This window comes from Cupriavidus lacunae, assembly GCF_003353055.1.
In the GTDB taxonomy this organism is placed as follows: domain Bacteria; phylum Pseudomonadota; class Gammaproteobacteria; order Burkholderiales; family Burkholderiaceae; genus Cupriavidus; species Cupriavidus lacunae.
In genome coordinates this window covers 211,387-227,777 of the sequence record NZ_QKWJ01000002.1, presented here as the reverse complement: position 1 = coordinate 227,777, position 16,391 = coordinate 211,387, and the positions used below count along the sequence as shown (strand labels likewise).

15 protein-coding genes are annotated in these 16,391 nt (G+C 64.9%); 4 read left to right on the top strand and 11 right to left on the bottom strand.

Annotated features, from left to right (window positions below; all coding sequences use genetic code 11):
* Positions 1–186: 186 nt before the first annotated feature.
* From DN412_RS02975 to DN412_RS02955, 5 genes are all read right to left on the bottom strand, one after another.
* Positions 187–1,353 carry an acyl-CoA dehydrogenase family protein gene (locus DN412_RS02975; RefSeq protein ID WP_115013149.1) on the bottom strand — a complete coding sequence of 389 codons (1,167 nt, stop codon included), beginning with the start codon at positions 1,351–1,353 and terminating at the stop codon, positions 187–189.
* 24 nt (positions 1,354–1,377) lie between these two features.
* Positions 1,378–1,839: a MaoC family dehydratase gene (locus DN412_RS02970; RefSeq protein WP_115013148.1), complete on the bottom strand. Its 462-nt coding sequence runs from the start codon at positions 1,837–1,839 to the stop codon at positions 1,378–1,380.
* Between the two features lie 25 nt (positions 1,840–1,864).
* Positions 1,865–2,740, bottom strand: coding sequence for an HpcH/HpaI aldolase/citrate lyase family protein (locus DN412_RS02965; RefSeq protein WP_115013147.1), 876 nt, complete (start codon positions 2,738–2,740; stop codon positions 1,865–1,867).
* A 181-nt stretch (positions 2,741–2,921) separates the two neighbouring features.
* Positions 2,922–3,392, bottom strand: a complete 471-nt coding sequence (locus DN412_RS02960) for a MaoC family dehydratase (protein WP_115013146.1) — start codon at positions 3,390–3,392, stop codon at positions 2,922–2,924.
* Between the two features lie 161 nt (positions 3,393–3,553).
* Complete coding sequence (locus DN412_RS02955) at positions 3,554–4,489, bottom strand: LysR family transcriptional regulator (protein WP_115013145.1); 936 nt, start codon at positions 4,487–4,489, stop codon at positions 3,554–3,556.
* Positions 4,490–4,875: 386 nt separating this feature from the next.
* Between DN412_RS02955 and DN412_RS02950 the strand changes: the two genes are divergently transcribed.
* Together DN412_RS02950 and DN412_RS02945 are read left to right on the top strand one after the other, a co-directional pair.
* The gene (locus DN412_RS02950) at positions 4,876–6,288 is read left to right on the top strand and encodes an MmgE/PrpD family protein (protein WP_115013144.1); all 1,413 of its coding nucleotides are present in this window, start codon (positions 4,876–4,878) and stop codon (positions 6,286–6,288) included.
* A gap of 78 nt (positions 6,289–6,366) precedes the next feature.
* Positions 6,367–7,068 (top strand): nitroreductase, encoded by a 702-nt coding sequence (locus tag DN412_RS02945; protein ID WP_115013143.1) that lies wholly within the window; start codon positions 6,367–6,369, stop codon positions 7,066–7,068.
* A gap of 80 nt (positions 7,069–7,148) precedes the next feature.
* Here DN412_RS02945 and DN412_RS02940 read toward each other — a convergent pair whose 3' ends face one another.
* Positions 7,149–8,132, bottom strand: a complete 984-nt coding sequence (locus DN412_RS02940) for a Bug family tripartite tricarboxylate transporter substrate binding protein (protein WP_115013142.1) — start codon at positions 8,130–8,132, stop codon at positions 7,149–7,151.
* A complete protein-coding gene (locus DN412_RS02935; RefSeq protein ID WP_115013141.1) occupies positions 8,129–9,286 on the bottom strand; it encodes a CaiB/BaiF CoA transferase family protein in 1,158 nt (385 codons plus the stop codon). Before DN412_RS02935 ends, DN412_RS02940 begins: the two co-directional genes overlap by 4 nt.
* A 448-nt stretch (positions 9,287–9,734) precedes the next feature.
* Here DN412_RS02935 and DN412_RS02930 point away from each other — a divergent pair, with 448 nt between their 5' ends.
* Positions 9,735–10,553, top strand: a complete 819-nt coding sequence (locus DN412_RS02930; protein WP_115013240.1) for a tripartite tricarboxylate transporter substrate binding protein — start codon at positions 9,735–9,737, stop codon at positions 10,551–10,553.
* A 275-nt stretch (positions 10,554–10,828) separates the two neighbouring features.
* On the top strand, positions 10,829–11,476 hold the full coding sequence (locus DN412_RS02925) for a TetR/AcrR family transcriptional regulator (RefSeq protein ID WP_115013140.1): 648 nt from the start codon (positions 10,829–10,831) through the stop codon (positions 11,474–11,476).
* 90 nt (positions 11,477–11,566) lie between these two features.
* Here the strand turns inward: DN412_RS02925 and DN412_RS02920 are convergent, their stop codons facing one another.
* The 4 genes from DN412_RS02920 to DN412_RS02905 all read right to left on the bottom strand — a co-directional run bounded on the left by DN412_RS02920 (position 11,567) and on the right by DN412_RS02905 (position 16,313).
* On the bottom strand, positions 11,567–12,532 hold the full coding sequence (locus tag DN412_RS02920; RefSeq protein ID WP_115013139.1) for a tripartite tricarboxylate transporter substrate binding protein: 966 nt from the start codon (positions 12,530–12,532) through the stop codon (positions 11,567–11,569).
* Positions 12,533–12,629: 97 nt separating this feature from the next.
* A complete protein-coding gene (locus DN412_RS02915) occupies positions 12,630–13,874 on the bottom strand; it encodes a CaiB/BaiF CoA transferase family protein (protein WP_244222543.1) in 1,245 nt (414 codons plus the stop codon).
* Between the two features lie 230 nt (positions 13,875–14,104).
* Positions 14,105–15,289, bottom strand: a complete 1,185-nt coding sequence (locus DN412_RS02910; protein WP_115013137.1) for a CaiB/BaiF CoA transferase family protein — start codon at positions 15,287–15,289, stop codon at positions 14,105–14,107.
* Between the two features lie 193 nt (positions 15,290–15,482).
* Positions 15,483–16,313 (bottom strand): enoyl-CoA hydratase/isomerase family protein, encoded by an 831-nt coding sequence (locus DN412_RS02905; RefSeq protein ID WP_115013136.1) that lies wholly within the window; start codon positions 16,311–16,313, stop codon positions 15,483–15,485.
* Positions 16,314–16,391: the final 78 nt, after the last annotated feature.

Below are 16,391 nucleotides of genomic sequence, written 5' to 3'. Positions count from 1 at the left end.
GCTCGGCGCGCGCCTCAGACCAGGCGCAGGATATCGTCGACCCGGGCGCGCTCGGTGCAGTAGCCATTCACCGGGTGTGCCCTGTCGGCGTAGCCAAAGGAGATGCCGCACACCACCTCCAACTTCCCCAGCCTGCAATGAGGCCGGCTTCAGACGATGCGGCCATCAGGGCAGCACTGCTTGTGGTCAATAAGACTTCGGCAGCCCGAGCTTGCGCTCGGCGATGTTCGACAGGATGAGCTGCGGGGTGACGGGCGCAATGTAGCCGATCCAGGCTTCCCGCATGAATCGCTCCACGTGATACTCCTTCGCGTAGCCGAAGCCGCCATGCGTGAGGATCGAGGTCTGGCAAGCGTTCATGCAGGCCTCGGATGCCAGCAGCTTGGCCGCGTTTGCCTCCGAGCCGCAGGAGATCCCTTTGTCGTAGAGATCGGCAGCGGCGAGCAGCATGTGATTGGCAGCCTCGAGCTCCGCCCAGTTGCGGGCCAGCGGATGCTGGACACCCTGGTTCTTGCCGATCTGACGACCGAAGACGACGCGGTCCTTGGCGTATTGCGTGGCAAGCCTGAGCACCGCGCGGCCGATACCGACCTGCTCGGCGGCGACGAAAACGCGCTCCGCGTTCATGCCGTGGAAGATATACTTCAGCCCCTTGCCTTCTTCACCGATCAGCGAGTCCTTGGAAACCGGCAGATCGTCGATGAACAACTCGTTGGTGTCGACAGCGGCACGGCCAAGCTTGTCGATCTCCCGAATGTCGACATATTTTCGGTCGAGCTTGGTGTAGAACAGGCTCAACCCTTCGCCGTGCTTCTTGACCTCCTCGACCGGCGTGGTGCGCGCGAGAATCAGCATGTGGTCGGCGACCTGCGCGGTCGAAATGAAGACCTTCTTGCCCGAGATCAGGTAGTTGCCATCGGGCTGCTTCTTCGCCACAACCTTGAGCTTGGTGGTATCAAGGCCAGTGTCCGGCTCGGTGACCGCGAAACACGCCTTGTGTTCGCCACGGACAAAGGGCGGCAGCCAGGCCTTCTTCTGTGCATCCGTGCCGAAATGCACGACCGGCTGCAAGCCGAAGATGTTCATGTGGATAGTGGACGCGCCCGCCTGCCCGCCGCACTCGGCCACGGTACGCAGGAAGAGCGCAGCTTCAGTCACGCCAAGGTTCGCGCCGCCGAACTCCTCTGGCATACAGATTCCGAGCCAGCCGCCACTGGCAACGGCCTCGAAGAACTCGTGCGGAAACTCGTGATTCTTGTCCTTGTTCCGCCAGTACTCGAGCGGAAAGTCCACACAGATCTTTTCTGCCGCATCAATAATGGCGAGCTGATCGGCGCTGAGTTGGTAATCCATCGCTTCACTCCTGCAGGTGTCAGATCAGGCCTTGTCGGCAGGGCGCAGCATCATCAGGCCGGTGCGCACGGCAGTGCAGACGATTTCGTCGCGCTGGTTCTTGGCAAGGTGCTTGAAGGTGACGATGCCAGAGTCCGTGCGGCTCTTGGAGATGCGGGTTTCGATGATTTCAGTCTCGACGCGGATGGTGTCGCCGTGGAAGGTGGGCTTGGGAAAAGCAATCTCGCCAAAGCCGAGGTTGCCCAGCGTGGTGCCCAGCGTGGTCTCGTACACCGTGATGCCGGCCACCAGCGCCAGCAGGAACATGCTGTTGACCAGGCGCTGGCCGTAGAACGTATTCTTGCTGTATTCGGCGTCGATGTGCAGCGGTGCGCAGTTGTAGGTCATGGCCGAGAACAGGACGTTGTCGGTCTCGGTTACGGTGCGACGGATGGCGTGTTCGATCACCATGCCGGGCTTGAATTCTTCGAAGTAAAGGCCTGCCATTTGTCTATCTCCTTGGGGGTCGCAATCAGTTGTTGAACGATTGTGCTAGCTCGATGATTTCGCGCGCCGTCTTCACATGGGCGATGTCGATGTGCTCGCCGTCATAAATGCACGAGGCGCGACCCTCTTCCTGGGCCTTTTCCAGCGCGTCGATCATTCCCTGGTAGAACGCCACTTCCTCCTCGGTGGGACTGTAGGTCTTGTTGACGATCTCGACGTTGGAGGGGTGCAGCACCAGCTCGCCGCTCATGCCCAGCTGGCGGTCGTTGGCGGACGAGACCTTGAGCCCTTCCAGGTCATGCACCTGCTGCCATACTCCGCCGATGGGCAGCTTGCCCGCGGCGCGTGCGGCCATGACGATGCGCGACTTCAGGTACAAGGTCTCGCGCCCTTCGAGCGACCACACGGTCTTGAGAGCACGGGCCACGTCGGCGTTTTTGGCCGTGGCGCCGACGATGGCAGGCACGCGCTCGTGCTGGGCGATCTCGTAGGCGTATTGCAGCGAGCGGGCGGTCTCCAGCAGCGGAATCACCCGGGTGTGGCCCACCGGCATGCCGGCGCGGTATTCGGCCTCGGCCAGCATGGACGAGACGGTATGAATGTCCTCGGGGCCGCAGGGCTTGGAGATCACAATGCCCTCGACCACCGGATTGACGATAGCCAGGATGTCTTCGTAGTCGTACAGGTGTGGGCTGCGATTGATGCGCACCCAGATGCGCGGTTTCTGCCCGGCCAGCCAGTCTAGCTTGGACTTGACGATCTCACGCGCCTCGACCTTCTGGGCCGGCGGCACGCTGTCCTCCAAATCCAGGATCAGCGCATCCGCTTTGGCTGCCACCGATTTCTCGATCCAGCCTGGCTTGTTGCCCGGCACGAACATCATGGATCGCATCGGTTTCATGGCACTTATACTCATCCTCGTCTCCTGGTAATCATTACTGCCTTACAACCGTTAGATGAACGGCAAAAAATTTTTGGGAAATCCCGTGACCTTGATGCTAGGTGGGCCAGGTGGTTTTACTCAAGTAGTGACTGGCGAACCACCGATTCGCATTGCGCGAATCGGCGATGCACGGACGGATTCAGCCCGCTGGATGGCGTCTCGGCAACCGTTGCAGGCAGCGAAACTTGGCCACCACCTCGTTGCGCTGGTTATAGGCGCGACGCTCCAGTTCGATCAGGCCGGCGTCGGGGCGCGCGGGGTCGTCGCGCTTGTCCAGCACCTCGCTTTCAACATGGATGGTGTCGCCGATGAAGACGGGACGCGTGAAGCGCACGTCGCTGAAGCCAACGGTGCCTGACACCAGGCCCCGTGCCAGTCCGGCCGCACCGATGCCGCATGCCAGCCCCAGCAGGAGGATGCTGTTGACGGCACGCATGCCATATGGCGCGGCTTCGGCATACGCCTGGTCCACGTGCAATGGCTCCATGCCATAGGTCAGCGTGCTGAACAGGAGGCTATCGGCCTCCGAGATGGTCTTGCGGATGGCATGCCGGCAGGCGCTGCCAATGACAAAATCCTCGAAATAGCGGCCGGTCACGGCGTCGGGCATGGGTGCATTCCCCTGAAAGGTGGGACTTGCATGTGCAATGCCACGACGCAGCGTCCCATTACGCTTCAAGGTAATCAGCAGGCGGCGATGCGCCAAGTTGTGTTCCGCGACGCGACGCTTCGCCAACCGCGATCCGGCATCGGGTGTGCCGGACAGCTGGCTCAGGATGACGCCGGATCAGGCTCCTCGGTCAGCTGGCGGATCAGCGCGCGTGTCGCCGCCGTGATCGCCTTGCCGCGGCGCGTGCCGATCCGCACGCTGCGGGTCGTCCATGGCTCGGGAATCCGCAGCACTGTCGAGCGCGTGCTGGCCTCTAGCGACACCATGCACTCAGGCAGGATGGTCACGCCAAGGCCCGCCTCTACCAGGCTGCGCGCCGCCTCGGGACCATTGATCGTGAACTTGGGATGCACGACCTGGCCGATCTCGCGCGCGGCGCGGTTGACGTCGGACATCAGCGTGGTGTTCGGCTGCATGGCAATGAACGGCTCGCGAATCAGGTCGGCCAAGGCCACCTCGGGCTGCTCGCCAAGCGGGTGGCCATGCGGTACCAGCGCGACCAGGCGGTCGAGGCGATACGGGAGGCTGTCCAGCGGCTCATCGTCGATATCCGGGCTGACGATATACACCGCCATGTCGACATCACCCGCCACCACCGAACGCACCAGGTTGGTATTGGCGTCCTGTTTCAACTCCAGCTCGACCAGCGGGAAGTTGCGGGAGAACTCGCCAATCTCGCGTGCCAGGTACTGGATGATGACGGCACCCGTGGTGCCAACGGTGACGTGGCCACGAACGCCTTCGGAGAATTCGCCGAGTTCCCGGCGCATGTCCTCCAGGTTCTCGAACAGCAGGCGCAGATGGCGCGCCAGGACTTCGCCGGCTGCGCTCGGCGCCACGCCACTGGGATTGCGCTCGAACAGTTGCACACCGGCAATGTCTTCCAGATCCTGGATGCGCTTGGTTGCCGCGGAGGCGGCAATGTTCTCGCGGATGGCGGCCCGCCGGATCTGGCGCTCTTCCACCACGGTCAGGAACAGCCGCAGGGTGAACAGGTCGACCCGCCGGGTCAGGCCATGCACGCTCAGCGTGCTCATGGTGTCTCCTTCAGTGCTGGAACCGGTCTGTCGCCGGGTCTGGCGTCGCGCTCATGCTGCATAGCGTCATTGCGCTACGTGCGCCGCGAATCGCATCGCGAGTATACCGTCATGTCCGGCGGCCCTGCACGGCTGCCATGCAAGGCAGAGACTTCCAGCAGGTCCAGGTCGTGCTCCAGATGACGCTGCCCCTGCCCGGCATCGCCCTGACACCAACCGGCGAATAACCCGCTCACCCCGGGGCGCGGCTTCCGCTCACTGTACGGAACCGGAGTCCGTCTCGGATTGACAGCCCCAATGCTTGCGCGGAATCTGGTCACCATGCCAGTGCATGTCGCCATCGACCGGGCGACGCATCAACGACACTTTTCCCAGGGGACGCACCTGTGACTACCACCCAATCCGATTCCAGTTCGCCGGCCAGCTGCCCACCCCTCGAGCAGGCAGTGGTTCGCCTGATCCAGGACCTGACCTTCGACCAGCTCGATGCGCCGGCGCATGCCGGCGTCAGCCGGCTCATGCGCGACCAGCTCGCGCTGCAGATCGGCACCTCGCAGATGCCCTGGTCGCGCCAGGTGCTGGCATTCGCCACCGCCCAGCAACGCCCCGGACGCAGCCGGGTGGCCGCGAGCACCGCCACCATGAGTGCGGCGGACGCCGCCTTCGTCAACGGCGCTTATGGTCATGGCTTCGAGTACGACGACGCCCACGGCGCCAGCGCCAGCCACCCCGGCAGCTGTGTAATTCCCGCGGCGCTCGCCATCGGCGAGGAACTGGGCTCGACCCTGGAGGAGGTCATCACCGCGATCGTGGCCGGCTACGAGGTCTACACCCGGATCGGCGTGCTGGCGGCGCCGGACCTGCTCAAGCGCGGCTATCACCCGCATGCCGTACTGTCCAGCTTCGGCGCCGCGGCAGTCTCGGCCAAGTTGCGCAGGTTCGATGCGGAAACCACCCTGCACGGGCTCTCCATCGCGCTGAGCCATGCGGCCGGCACCACCGAGTACACCTCCACCGGCGGCTCGGTCAAGCGGGTGCACGCCGGCATCGGGACGCGCAGCGGCATGGTCTCCGCCGACATGGCGCAGGCCGGCATCACCGGGCCGCGCGCCTTCCTGAGCGGCAACAAAGGCTTCTTCCGCACCTTCCTGCAGCGTGGCCCGGGCGATCGGGCCGAGGAGCGGTTCCGCCTCGACCAGCCGTTCGAGATCGGCACGGTCTGGCTCAAGGCGTACTGCGCCTGCTATTGCACCCATGCGTATATCGACGCAATCCGCCCGTTCGCGCCGCGCCGCGCCGACATTTCTGATATCCAGGCCCGCATCCATCCCGCCTTCAACGTCGTCGTCGGCACCGCCAACGCCAATGCGTATGAGCCGAAGAACATCGAGCACGTCCAGTTCAGCCTGCCGACGCAGATAGCATTTGCCGTGCTCGGCATGGGCAATGGCTACAAGGTGCACCGCGACTACCTGGACGGCAAGCTCGACATGGTCCCCGTGAAGGAAGTCGCGCGCGGCATCGGCATTACGGAAGCACCGGAACTCGAGCAGCGCTACCCCGGCAAGTTCGTCGCCGATGTCACGGTCACCTTCCGCGATGGCTCGTCCGAGCATGTCTTCGTGGAGGACCCGATCGGCTCGCTGGCCAACCCCATGTCGGAAGCCGAGCAGGACGCGAAGTTCATGGAGCTGACGGTTGACGTGCTTGGCGAAGACCGGGCGCAGACGCTGCTGGCCACACTCAGGAAGATGGATCCGCGCATCAAGGCCGCGGACCTGATGGCCTTGACGCACTAAGTAATGGCATTAGGCAGGACGCGCGCCGACCCGACCCAGCGTGCCAGGTCGGCCGCTCATGATAGTCAGGAGATAGCAATGCAGCAGCACCCCGTCAGCAGCCCGTCCGGGAGCGACGTCGACACCCTCACAAGACTGATGTCCGAGCGCTTCACGTGCCGCGCATACCTGGACAAACCCGTGCCGGACGCGGTGATCCGAAGCATCGTCAACGTTGCGAAGAAGAGCGCATCCTGGTGCAACGTGCAGCCCTGGCACCTGGTCATCGGCTCGCAGACGACCACGGAACAGTTTCGCAATGCACTGGTCGAGCACGCCGCCGGCTCACCCGAGGTCGATTCGGACCTGCCCTTCCCGGAAGAGTATCGCGGCGTCCACGCCCAACGCAGACAGGAAACGGGTTACCGGCTCTACGAAGCGCTGGGCATCGAGCGCCACGACCGCGAGCGCCGCGCCAGCCAGGGCTTCGAGAATTTCCGGCTGTTCGGGGCGCCGCATGTGGCGATTGTCACGATGGCCGCGGATCTGGGGCCATACGCTGCTGTCGATTGCGGCGGGTTTATCGCATCGTTCCTGCTGGCCGCGCACGCGCACGGTGTTGCCACCACGCCGCAGGGGGCGCTGGCACGGCACGCCAGGTTCGTGCGCTCGCACTTTGGCATCGGCGACGACCGCAAGATGATCTGCGCGATTTCGTTTGGCTACGCGGATCCCATTCATGCGGCGAACAGCTTCAGGACTAGCCGGGCGCCTGACGAAGAGATTTTGCGGCTGCTGTAACTACCGGCGTTTTCGTGATGAAGCAAGCGAGCCGACCCTGGTCGGCTCGTTCTCCTTGTCGGAGACTTATCGGCCGGCTTTCAGCCGGCCTTTGACTTGGCCTCCGTCAGGGCCACCAACTTCTTCCACCGTTCCAGCTCAGCCGGCGCACTGGCGCGAACCGCCGCGGCATCCGCGATATCGACCTCCAAGCCCTGTCCGATGCAGTAAGACTTGAAAGCGGGCGTCGCAGCCGCCGCAGTCATTGCCCTGGACAGCTGCGAGACGATGGCAGGCGGCGTGCCACGTGGAGCCATGACCCAGATCGGCGAGATCAGCTCATAGCCCTTCAGGCCGGCCTCGTCCATCGTCACGACACCCGGAAGCTGGCTCGAACGCTGCAAACTGGTGACTGCCAGCACGCGCAATCGTCCCGCCTTGATCAGAGCCAGCGACGAGGCCACGCCCTCGAAGCCGACGTCGACCTGGCCGCTCGCCGTATCGACCGCGACCTGCGCCGGCCCCTTGTACGGGACGTGGATCATCTCAATGCCGGCCATGCTGCTCATCAGCGCCGCCGCCATGTGCGACGTGGTGCCATTTCCGGAAGACCCGAAGGACACGCTCCCGGGCTTGCGCTTCGCCGCCGCGATGACATCCTGGACCGTGCGGAACCGCGAATTGGCCGCGGTAGTCAGCAGCAGCGCCGACATGCCCAGCCGCGCAACCGGTTCGAAGTCCCTGACCGCATCGTATGGCGTCTTCTCGACCCACTGGTTCGAATAGTGCGCGGCGTACGTGCACAACAGCGTGTAGCCGTCCGGTGCCGCCTTGGCCACGACATCCGTGCCGATGATCCCGCTCGCGCCAAGGCGGTTCTCCACGACAAACGCAGAGCCCATGGCCTTCGTCAGCTCGGCGCTCATATAGCGCGCCACGACATCGCTGCCCGAGCCAGGGCTGACGGGCACGATGATTCGCACCGGGTGGGAGGGATAGGCCTGCGCGAGCACCGATGCCGGGAACGATGCCGGGATGGCCGCTAGCGCCGGCAGCGACTGCAGGAAGGTGCGACGCTTCATCATTGCGATGCTCCGTTTTGGATGCGGCCGGCGGCCGCCAGGTTGTCGAGCTCCTCCCTGGACAGCCATTCGGCTAGTGCCAGGGCGGCATTCTCCGGCGTTGCCGCGGCCGGAGGAACCGGATCGGCGGCGCGCGTACGCGAAAAGCGCGGCGCCGGGCGCGGCTGCATCACGCCATCCACCTCGACAAAGGTGCCGCGCGCCTTCAGGTGCGGATGTTCAAACGCCTCTTCCTGGTCGAGCACGGGCGCAAAGCACACGTCGCTGCCTTCGAGCAGCTCCGTCCACTGCGCACGGGTCCGAGTCTTGAACTGCGCAGCAAACACGCGGCGAGCGGCCGGCCAGTCGGCACGGTCTGCCTGCTTACCCAGCGCGGACGAATCGATCTCCAGTCGTTCGAGCAGCTGCTGGTAGAACTTGGGCTCGATCGGGCCGATCGACACGTATTTACCGTCGGCGCACTCGTAGACATCGTAGAAAGGCGCCCCCGAATCCAGCAGGTTGGTGCCGCGCTCCGATCCGGTCAGGCCCGCCGCGCGCAGCCCGGTATGTACAGTCAGCAGCGACGCCACACCATCGACGATCGCGGCGTCGACCACCTGTCCTTTACCCGAGGAACACGCCTCCAGGATGGCGCTCACGATGCCGAGTGCGGCATAGACCGAGCCGCCGGCATAGTCGCCGACGACATTGAGCGGCACCGTCGGCGGCTGGCCCTCACGCCCGATCGCGTTGAGCAGCCCGGTGATGGCGATGTAATTGATATCGTGCCCCGCGGTCTGGGCCAGCGGGCCATCCTGGCCCCAGCCCGTCAGCCTGCCGTACACCAGCCTGGGATTGCGCGCGAGGCACGCCTCAGGCCCGAGCCCGAGCCGCTCGGTGACCCCCGGGCGGAATCCTTCGATCAGCGCATCTGCCCTGTCGATCAGCGTGCGAACCAGTTCCAGCTCGGCTGGATCCTTCAAGTCGACCTGAATCGACTTTCGGTTGCGCAACACCAGATCAAACTGTAGCGGCCGCGACAGGCCCAGCCCCGAAGGCTCCTTCCGATCGACGCGGATGATCGTCGCGCCGAGGTCTGCAAGCAACATGGCGCAAAAGGGAGCCGGCCCGATGCCCGCCAGCTCCACGATGCGCACTCCAGCAAGTGGTCCCACGATGGTCTCCCGATAACTATGCCCGGTTTCCGCGCGCCACCTGTAATGGGCGCGAGAGCGGTCTATTGCCGGGGGACGATGCACCTGACTCAGGCTCGCCGACGTCCCCCGCGTGTACTTCCGCCACTTACCGATCGTGCGCGCCCTCCCCCCGAAACTCAACTCGCCAGCCCATGCCGTTCCGTGCTTTGAGAAGCGGACCTGCGCCTGCTCTCAAAGCACGGAACGGTACGCCAGCGCCGATTGCCCAGCCCGCCAGCCGCGCCTATCTTCGAGGCATAAGAGAGGAGACATCATGTTCAGCAGAAGGTATTTCCTGAAATCACTGGCGTCACTAGGTGCCATCGCCTGCGCGCCGTCGGTCTTTGCGCAGCAATATCCGTCGCGGCCGATTCGAATTGTCGTGCCGGCCTCCCCAGGCACGGCGGTCGACATTACTGCGCGATTCATGGCCGAGGCACTGGCAAAGAGCCTGAAATCCCCAGTCCTGGTGGACAACCGTGCCGGCGCTGGCGGGCTCATCGGCACGGACGCCGTGGCCAAGGCTCCCGGTGACGGCTACACGCTGCTGTTCGCCAGTGTTCCCCACCTGACCACGCGCTGGTTTACCGACGGGCCGGTCACGTTTGACCCGGTCAAGGACTTCGTGCCGATTGCCAAGGTGAGCAGTTCCGCGCTGGCGATCGTGGTCAAGGCCGACTCGCCTTACAAGACCCTGGGCGACCTGATCGCGGCCATAAAGCGCAAACCGGGCGAGATCACGTATTCGTCCGGGGGGGCGGGCAGCACTTCTCATCTCTGCTCAGTGATGCTGAATGACCTGACGAAGACGCGGGCCAAGCATATCCCTTACAAGGGCAACGGGCCTGCTGTGACGGACGTCATGGCCGGCCAGGTGGACTTCACCTGCCAGGGCGCGCCGAGCGTGGTGCCGATGATCAAGGCGGGCAAGCTGCGCGGCCTCGCCGTCACCAGCGCCGCGCGCTGGGGCGAGATCCCGGACGTCCCGACATCGGCGCAAGCCGGGGTTGCGGGCTACCAGGTCGCGTCGTGGATCGGCGCTCTGGCACCCGTTGCGACGCCGGCCCCCATCGTCGAGCGCCTGTCCGAAGAACTGGTGCGGATCGCCCAATCGCCCGCGTTCAAGGAGTTCTGCGCTCATCAGTCTATGTACGTCGATATCGCCGATCGCCGCCAGTTCCTGGCTGACTTGCCGAAGGAGGATGCGCACTGGAAGCGCATCACGCAACTGTCGAAGGAGTCCTGAGCTCGCCTGGGGATGGGCCGCACGGGTCAGGCCCTTCTTCTGCGCCTCGTGCAGGTCCACCATGAAAATGGACATCCCCGCGCTCTTCTTCACGTTGGCCAGGGGCGTGGTGCAACGGTACACCCGTGCGTCACGCGGGGAGCGACCGTGTTCCAGTCCGGGCGCGCGGACGTACTCCCACAAACGTTAGGTAGATTTTGCGCGCCCGATGAAGTAACTTCCATGGGGAGTATCCTCACCCCCTGCTATGAACCCGGCTCAGGCCCTCATAAATCATGACAAAACGCCAGGCCAACGCCACCGCTGTGGACACCCGCGAGAAGCTGATGCGCCTGGCAGCGCGCGCCTTTGGCACGCAAGGCTATGCCGCCACGACCATGCGCGGGATTGCTGACCAGGCCGGCATCGAAGCGGCCAGCATCTACTATCACTTCTCCTCGAAGGAAGAGCTGCTGGACGCGGTGATGGAACACGGCGCCCAAAGCATCTTTGCGCACACGCAGGCGCGCATCGCGGCGCTCCCACCAGGCGTCGACGCAGAACAGCGCTTCCGCGCCGGCCTGCTCGGCCTCTTCAGCGCGATGATCAAGTACGGCGACTACACCCTGGCGCATGGGCGCCAGCTGGCCGAGTTGCCGGACAAGGTGCGCGAGCGCCATCTCAAGCGACGGGCCCAGCATCAGACGTTCTGGAGCGGCATGCTGGAAGACCTGCGCACCGAAGGACACCTGCGCGATGACATCGACATCGCCCTGTGCCGCGTGTTCGTCCTGAGCACGATTACTTCAGTGCAGACCTGGTTCAACCCGAAGAAGGGTTCGCCCGAAAAGGTGATCGACGAACTCTGCGCGATCCTGTTTGAAGGCGTCCGGCCTAAGCAGGTGCGCAAGCCGGCGCGGCGGGCGCAGGCCGTGGCTTCGTGAGCCAATGCTGCAGCACCTCCCGATGGCGGACCGGGTTCCCCCTCTCCGGCACGCGGGAGAGGGGAGAAAGCCCCCAGCATGCAGGCACAGTCATCCTGCCTTCACCTGAGACAGCGCCACCAGCTTCTTCCAGCGCTCAAGTTCGGCCGGCGCACTGGAGCCGGCTTTGGCAGCGTCCTGGATGTCGACCTCCAGACCCTGGCTGATGCAGAACGCCTTGAAGGCCGGCGCCGCGGCGGCTTTGGTCATGGCGTCGGACAACTGAGTGATGATTGCCTGCGGCGTGCCGCGGCGGGCAAATGCCCAGATCGGGGTGACCAGCTCATAGCCCTTCAGGCCGGCCTCGTCCAGGGTGGGCGCGTCGGGGAAATAGCTCGACCGCTGCTTGCTGGTGACGGCCAGCACCCGCAAGCGCCCCGCCTTCACCAGCGGCAGCGACGTGGCCACGCCGCCGAAGCCGGCATCCAGCTGTCCGCCCGCCACATCGATTGCGACCTGTGCCGGCGCCTTGTATGCAACGTGGTTCATCCGGATCCCGGCCATATTGCTCATTAGCGCCGCCGCCATCTGCGGCGTGGTGCCATTGCCGGGTGAGCCATAGGACAGCCCGTCCGGCTTGCGTTTCGCGGCGGCAATGAGGTCCCGCACCGTATGCAACGGCGAGTTCGCCGCAGTGACCAGCACCATCGCCGAGGTCGCCAGGCGGGCGATCGGCTCGAAGTCGCCGACCGCGTCATACGGCGTCCTCTCCACGAACTGGTTCGAGTAGTGCGCCGCGTAGTTGAACAGGATCGTATAGCCGTCGGCGGGCGCCTTTACTACCAGATCTGTGCCGATGATCCCGCTGGCTCCCATGCGGTTCTCGACGACGAACGACCCGCCCATCGTCTTCGCCAACTCCGCGCTCATGTAGCGCGCCACGACGTCTGTACCGGAGCCCGGGCTCAGAGGCACGATAAAGCGGACCGGGCGGGACGGGTAGGCCTGCGCAAGTGCCGACAGCGGTAGCGTTGCCAGTGCGGGTAGCAACTGCAGGCAAGTACGGCGTGAAATCATTGCGTTATCTCCTGTTGAATCGGGCCGGTGACCGCGGTTTGCACCCCTCTCCCACTTCGCGGGAGAGGGGTGCAAACGATCAGCCGGCGGGGCATGGCTAGACGATCCCCGTTTCGCGCAATGCCTGGATCTCTTTCGGGCTGAGCTTGAGCAGCCTGCCGTAGATCTCCTCGTTGGCACCGCCCAGCGCCATAGCAGGCCGGTCAAACTGCGAAGGCGTCGCCGAGAACCGGATCGGCAGGCCCATGCCGACCGCGTCCACCTGGCCGAACTCGGGATGGGCCAGGTTCATCAGCGCGCCGCTGTCATGCAGCCGCTGGTCGTGCAGCACCTCGTTAGGCTTGCGCACCGGAGCGCAGGGCACACCGCGGTTGTCCAGCAGTTCGCGCACAACCTCGGCCGAGCTGCGCTGCATCGTCCAGCCCGCGATTACCTCGTTGAGTGCCGCGGCATTGCGCATGCGCGGCCCGCGGCCGCTGAAACGGGGGTCCTCGAGCAGTTCGGGCTGGCCGATCGATTCCAGCAGCCCGCGCATCCAGTCCGGCTGGAACGCGACAATCGCCACGTGCCCGTCCAGCGTCGGGTAGACCCCGAACGGCGCGAGTCGGTCGTGGTAATTGCCAGTGCGCGAGGGATAGCCTTCCCGTCCCATGACGTCAAAGTGCTCTTCGGCCACCCACGATGCCAGGCAATCCAGCATCGACACCTGCACGCGCTGGCCCTCGCCGGTGCGGCCCCGGTGAATCAGCGCGGCCAGGATGCCGTTGACGACATACATCGGTGCGACCAGGTCCGCGATCGGCAGGCCGCAGCGCGTCGGCGGGCCATCGGCGTAGCCAGTGACCTCCATCAGGCCGCTGAGCGCCTGGACGATGATGTCCATGCCCTTGAGCCCCGGGAACGCACTCGGCTCGCCCATCGCCTTGACCGACGCATAGACGATGCGCGGATTGCGCTGCTTCACCTGCTCGTAGTCGACGCCGAGCTTGGCGGTGGTGCCCTCGCTGAAGTTCTCGAGCACGACGTCGCATTCCTCGGCCAGCCGCATAAACAGCTCGCGGCCTTGCTCCGATTTCAGGTCCAGCGTGATGCTCTTTTTGTTGCGGGCCCGGTTCAGGACCGTCAGCGATACCTCGCCGTCTTCACGCTGGCCAAAGTGGATGCCGTGGCTACCCACGAACGGCGGGTTGGTCCGTGCGATGTCCCCACCACCGGGCGCTTCCACGCGAATCACCTCCGCGCCCAATCCGCCAAGCAGCAGCGAGCCATACGGCCCGGCAAGCGCCACGGTCAGGTCCAGTACACGGATGCCTTCGAGCGGCCGTGATTGATTTGCTGGCACTCCTGTCTCCTTTCTTGTCGGCCCGCCGTCATGCGGTCGGGCCCTTGTCACTGCCATTACCTTACAACTGTCAGTTACGCGCCGGCGCCGTGCTTTCGCGGCCTGGCCTGGCTCGGGCAGACCCCTTTGCTTTGATTCAATGCTAGTGGAGCAGGCCGGTTACGCTCAAGTAGTCACTGGCGAACCACCAGTTCGCATTGTGCGAACTGCCCGTGGTGCCGGTCGTGCTGTCAGACGATGCCGGCCTTGCGCATGGCTTGCACCTGCGAGCGGTCGTAACCCACCTCTGCCAGCACTTCTTCGGTGTGTTCGCCAACCGTGGGCGGCCGCCGCGCAACATCCGGCGGGGTGCGCGACAGGACTGCCGGCGGCGCCACGATCGGTGCCTTGCGCGGCAATCCGGGGTAGTCGAGCCAGATGTAAGCGCCGGACTCCTGGATCGACGCATCGTCCAGCGCCTCGCGGGGAGAATAGATCGGCGCCGCCGGAATCTTGGCCTTCTCCAGTTCCCGCAGCGCGTCATCGCGGCTGCGGCTGGCGCACCATTTGCCCATCAGGTCGCTCAGGAACTCACCGTGCTCGCCGCGCCGCAAGTCGTCGCTGAAGCGGGGATCGTCCACCAGTTCCGGCGCGCCTATCAGGTTGGCCCAGCGCCGGAACAGCGGCTGCCCGATCACCTGGGCGATGATCCAGCCGTCGGCCACGCGAAAGATATCCGAGGGCCCATAAGAGGGGCTGCGGTTGCCCATCGCCTGCCGGTCGATGGCAAGCGCCGCTTCCTCGATCAACGCCCCGCTGGACAGGTTCAGCGCCGTCTGCAGCAGCGACGCCTCGACGCATTGCCCGCGCCCGCTGTCGCGCCGCTCGTACAGCGCCATCACTGTGCCTAGCGCGCACGACAAGGCGGTCGAGAAATCGACCACCGGCACCATCGCCTTGGTGGGGCTGTCAGGTGTGCCCGACATGTAGACTGCGCCGCTCATCGCCTGCCCCACCCCGTCGAAGCCGACCCGGTGGCCAGCGCCTTCATGCGAGCCGAAGGCCGTCGAAGCGGTCAGGATGATGCGGGGATTGATCGCACTCAGCGTTGCGTAATCCAGCCCCAGGTTCGCGAGCGTTTTCGGCGGCATGTTCGCCACCACCACGTCGGCCCGCTCCACCAGGCGGCGCACCACCTCGCGGCCCTCCTCGCAGTCGATGTTCAGCGTGATCGAACGCTTGTTGCGGTTGCACTGCAGGAACAGCGCCCCCTCCCCTGTGGCAGTGACCGGCACGATGAACCGGTCTTCGCTGCCACCGACCCGGTCGATGCGGATGACGTCGGCACCGTAATCGGCGAGCAGCGCTGCGCAGAACGGGCCGGCAATGAAGCGTCCGAAATCGAGGACGCGGATACCTTCAAGCACCTTGGACATCTTCTTTAGCTTCCATCTCACTGGTTGCCTCGTCTTGTTGAGACGACGGCTGATGGATCGATCCTGACCGCCGGCCCTTCGCCGGTCAATCAAGGCTCCCAAGACGTTCCGTGCATTGAAATTGCCTGGCCGGATCGGCAGGGAAATGCGCCGACAACGAGACCGGATTGCGGCCCGTTGTCGCCCTTCCCGCTCAGGCTGTGGTCGTGCGGGGGAACATGGGCGCCCGCTTCTCGCGGAACGAGGCCACGCCTTCCCTGACCTCGGGTCCGCCGAAGCCAAACATCTCCAGCGCCAGCGAGGCGTCGAAGGTCGGACCGGCCTGGCGCAGCCAGTTGTTCAGCGAATACTTGGTCCAGCGGATCGCCGACGGCGCGCCATTGGCCAGCCGCGTGGCGATCGATACCGCCGTGTCCTGCAGCTCCGCCTCGTCCACGGCGAGCGACACCAGCCCCATCTGCTCCGCCTTCTCGCCGCTCACCGGCTCGCACAGCATCAGGTGGTATTTGGCCTTGGCCATGCCGCACAGCAGCGGCCACACGATCGCGGCGTGGTCGCCAGCAGCGACGCCAAGGCGCGTATGGCCATCCACCAGGAGCGCGGTGCGGGCCGCCACGGAGATATCGGCCAGCAGCGCGGCAACCAGTCCGGCGCCGACCGCAGAGCCGTGGATCGCCGAAACGATCGGCTTGGAGCAGTTGATGATGTTGTAGACCAGGTCTTTCGACTCGCGCCAGACGCGGGCGCGCGCCTCGAAGGAATCGATCATTTCCTCGACCATGTCGAAGTCGCCGCCGGCCGAGAAGGCCTTGCCCGCGCCGCACAGCACCACGGCGCCGACGGTGGGATCGGCGTCGATATCGCGCCAGACGCGGGCGATCTCGTCGTGGCCGCGCGCATCGAGCGCGTTCAGGCGTTCGGGACGGTTCAGCGTGATACGCAGCACGCCTTCACCGGGGCGGTCAAAGGCCAGGCTCGAATAGTCTTCATAAGCCGCGCCCGGCGCGGCATTGCTCTTCGACATGGAACCTCCTGAATAAAAGTGCGGGTGCGTGTGCAGCGAACAAGGAAATACACACGCCCCCGTCAATCAATGCGCGCG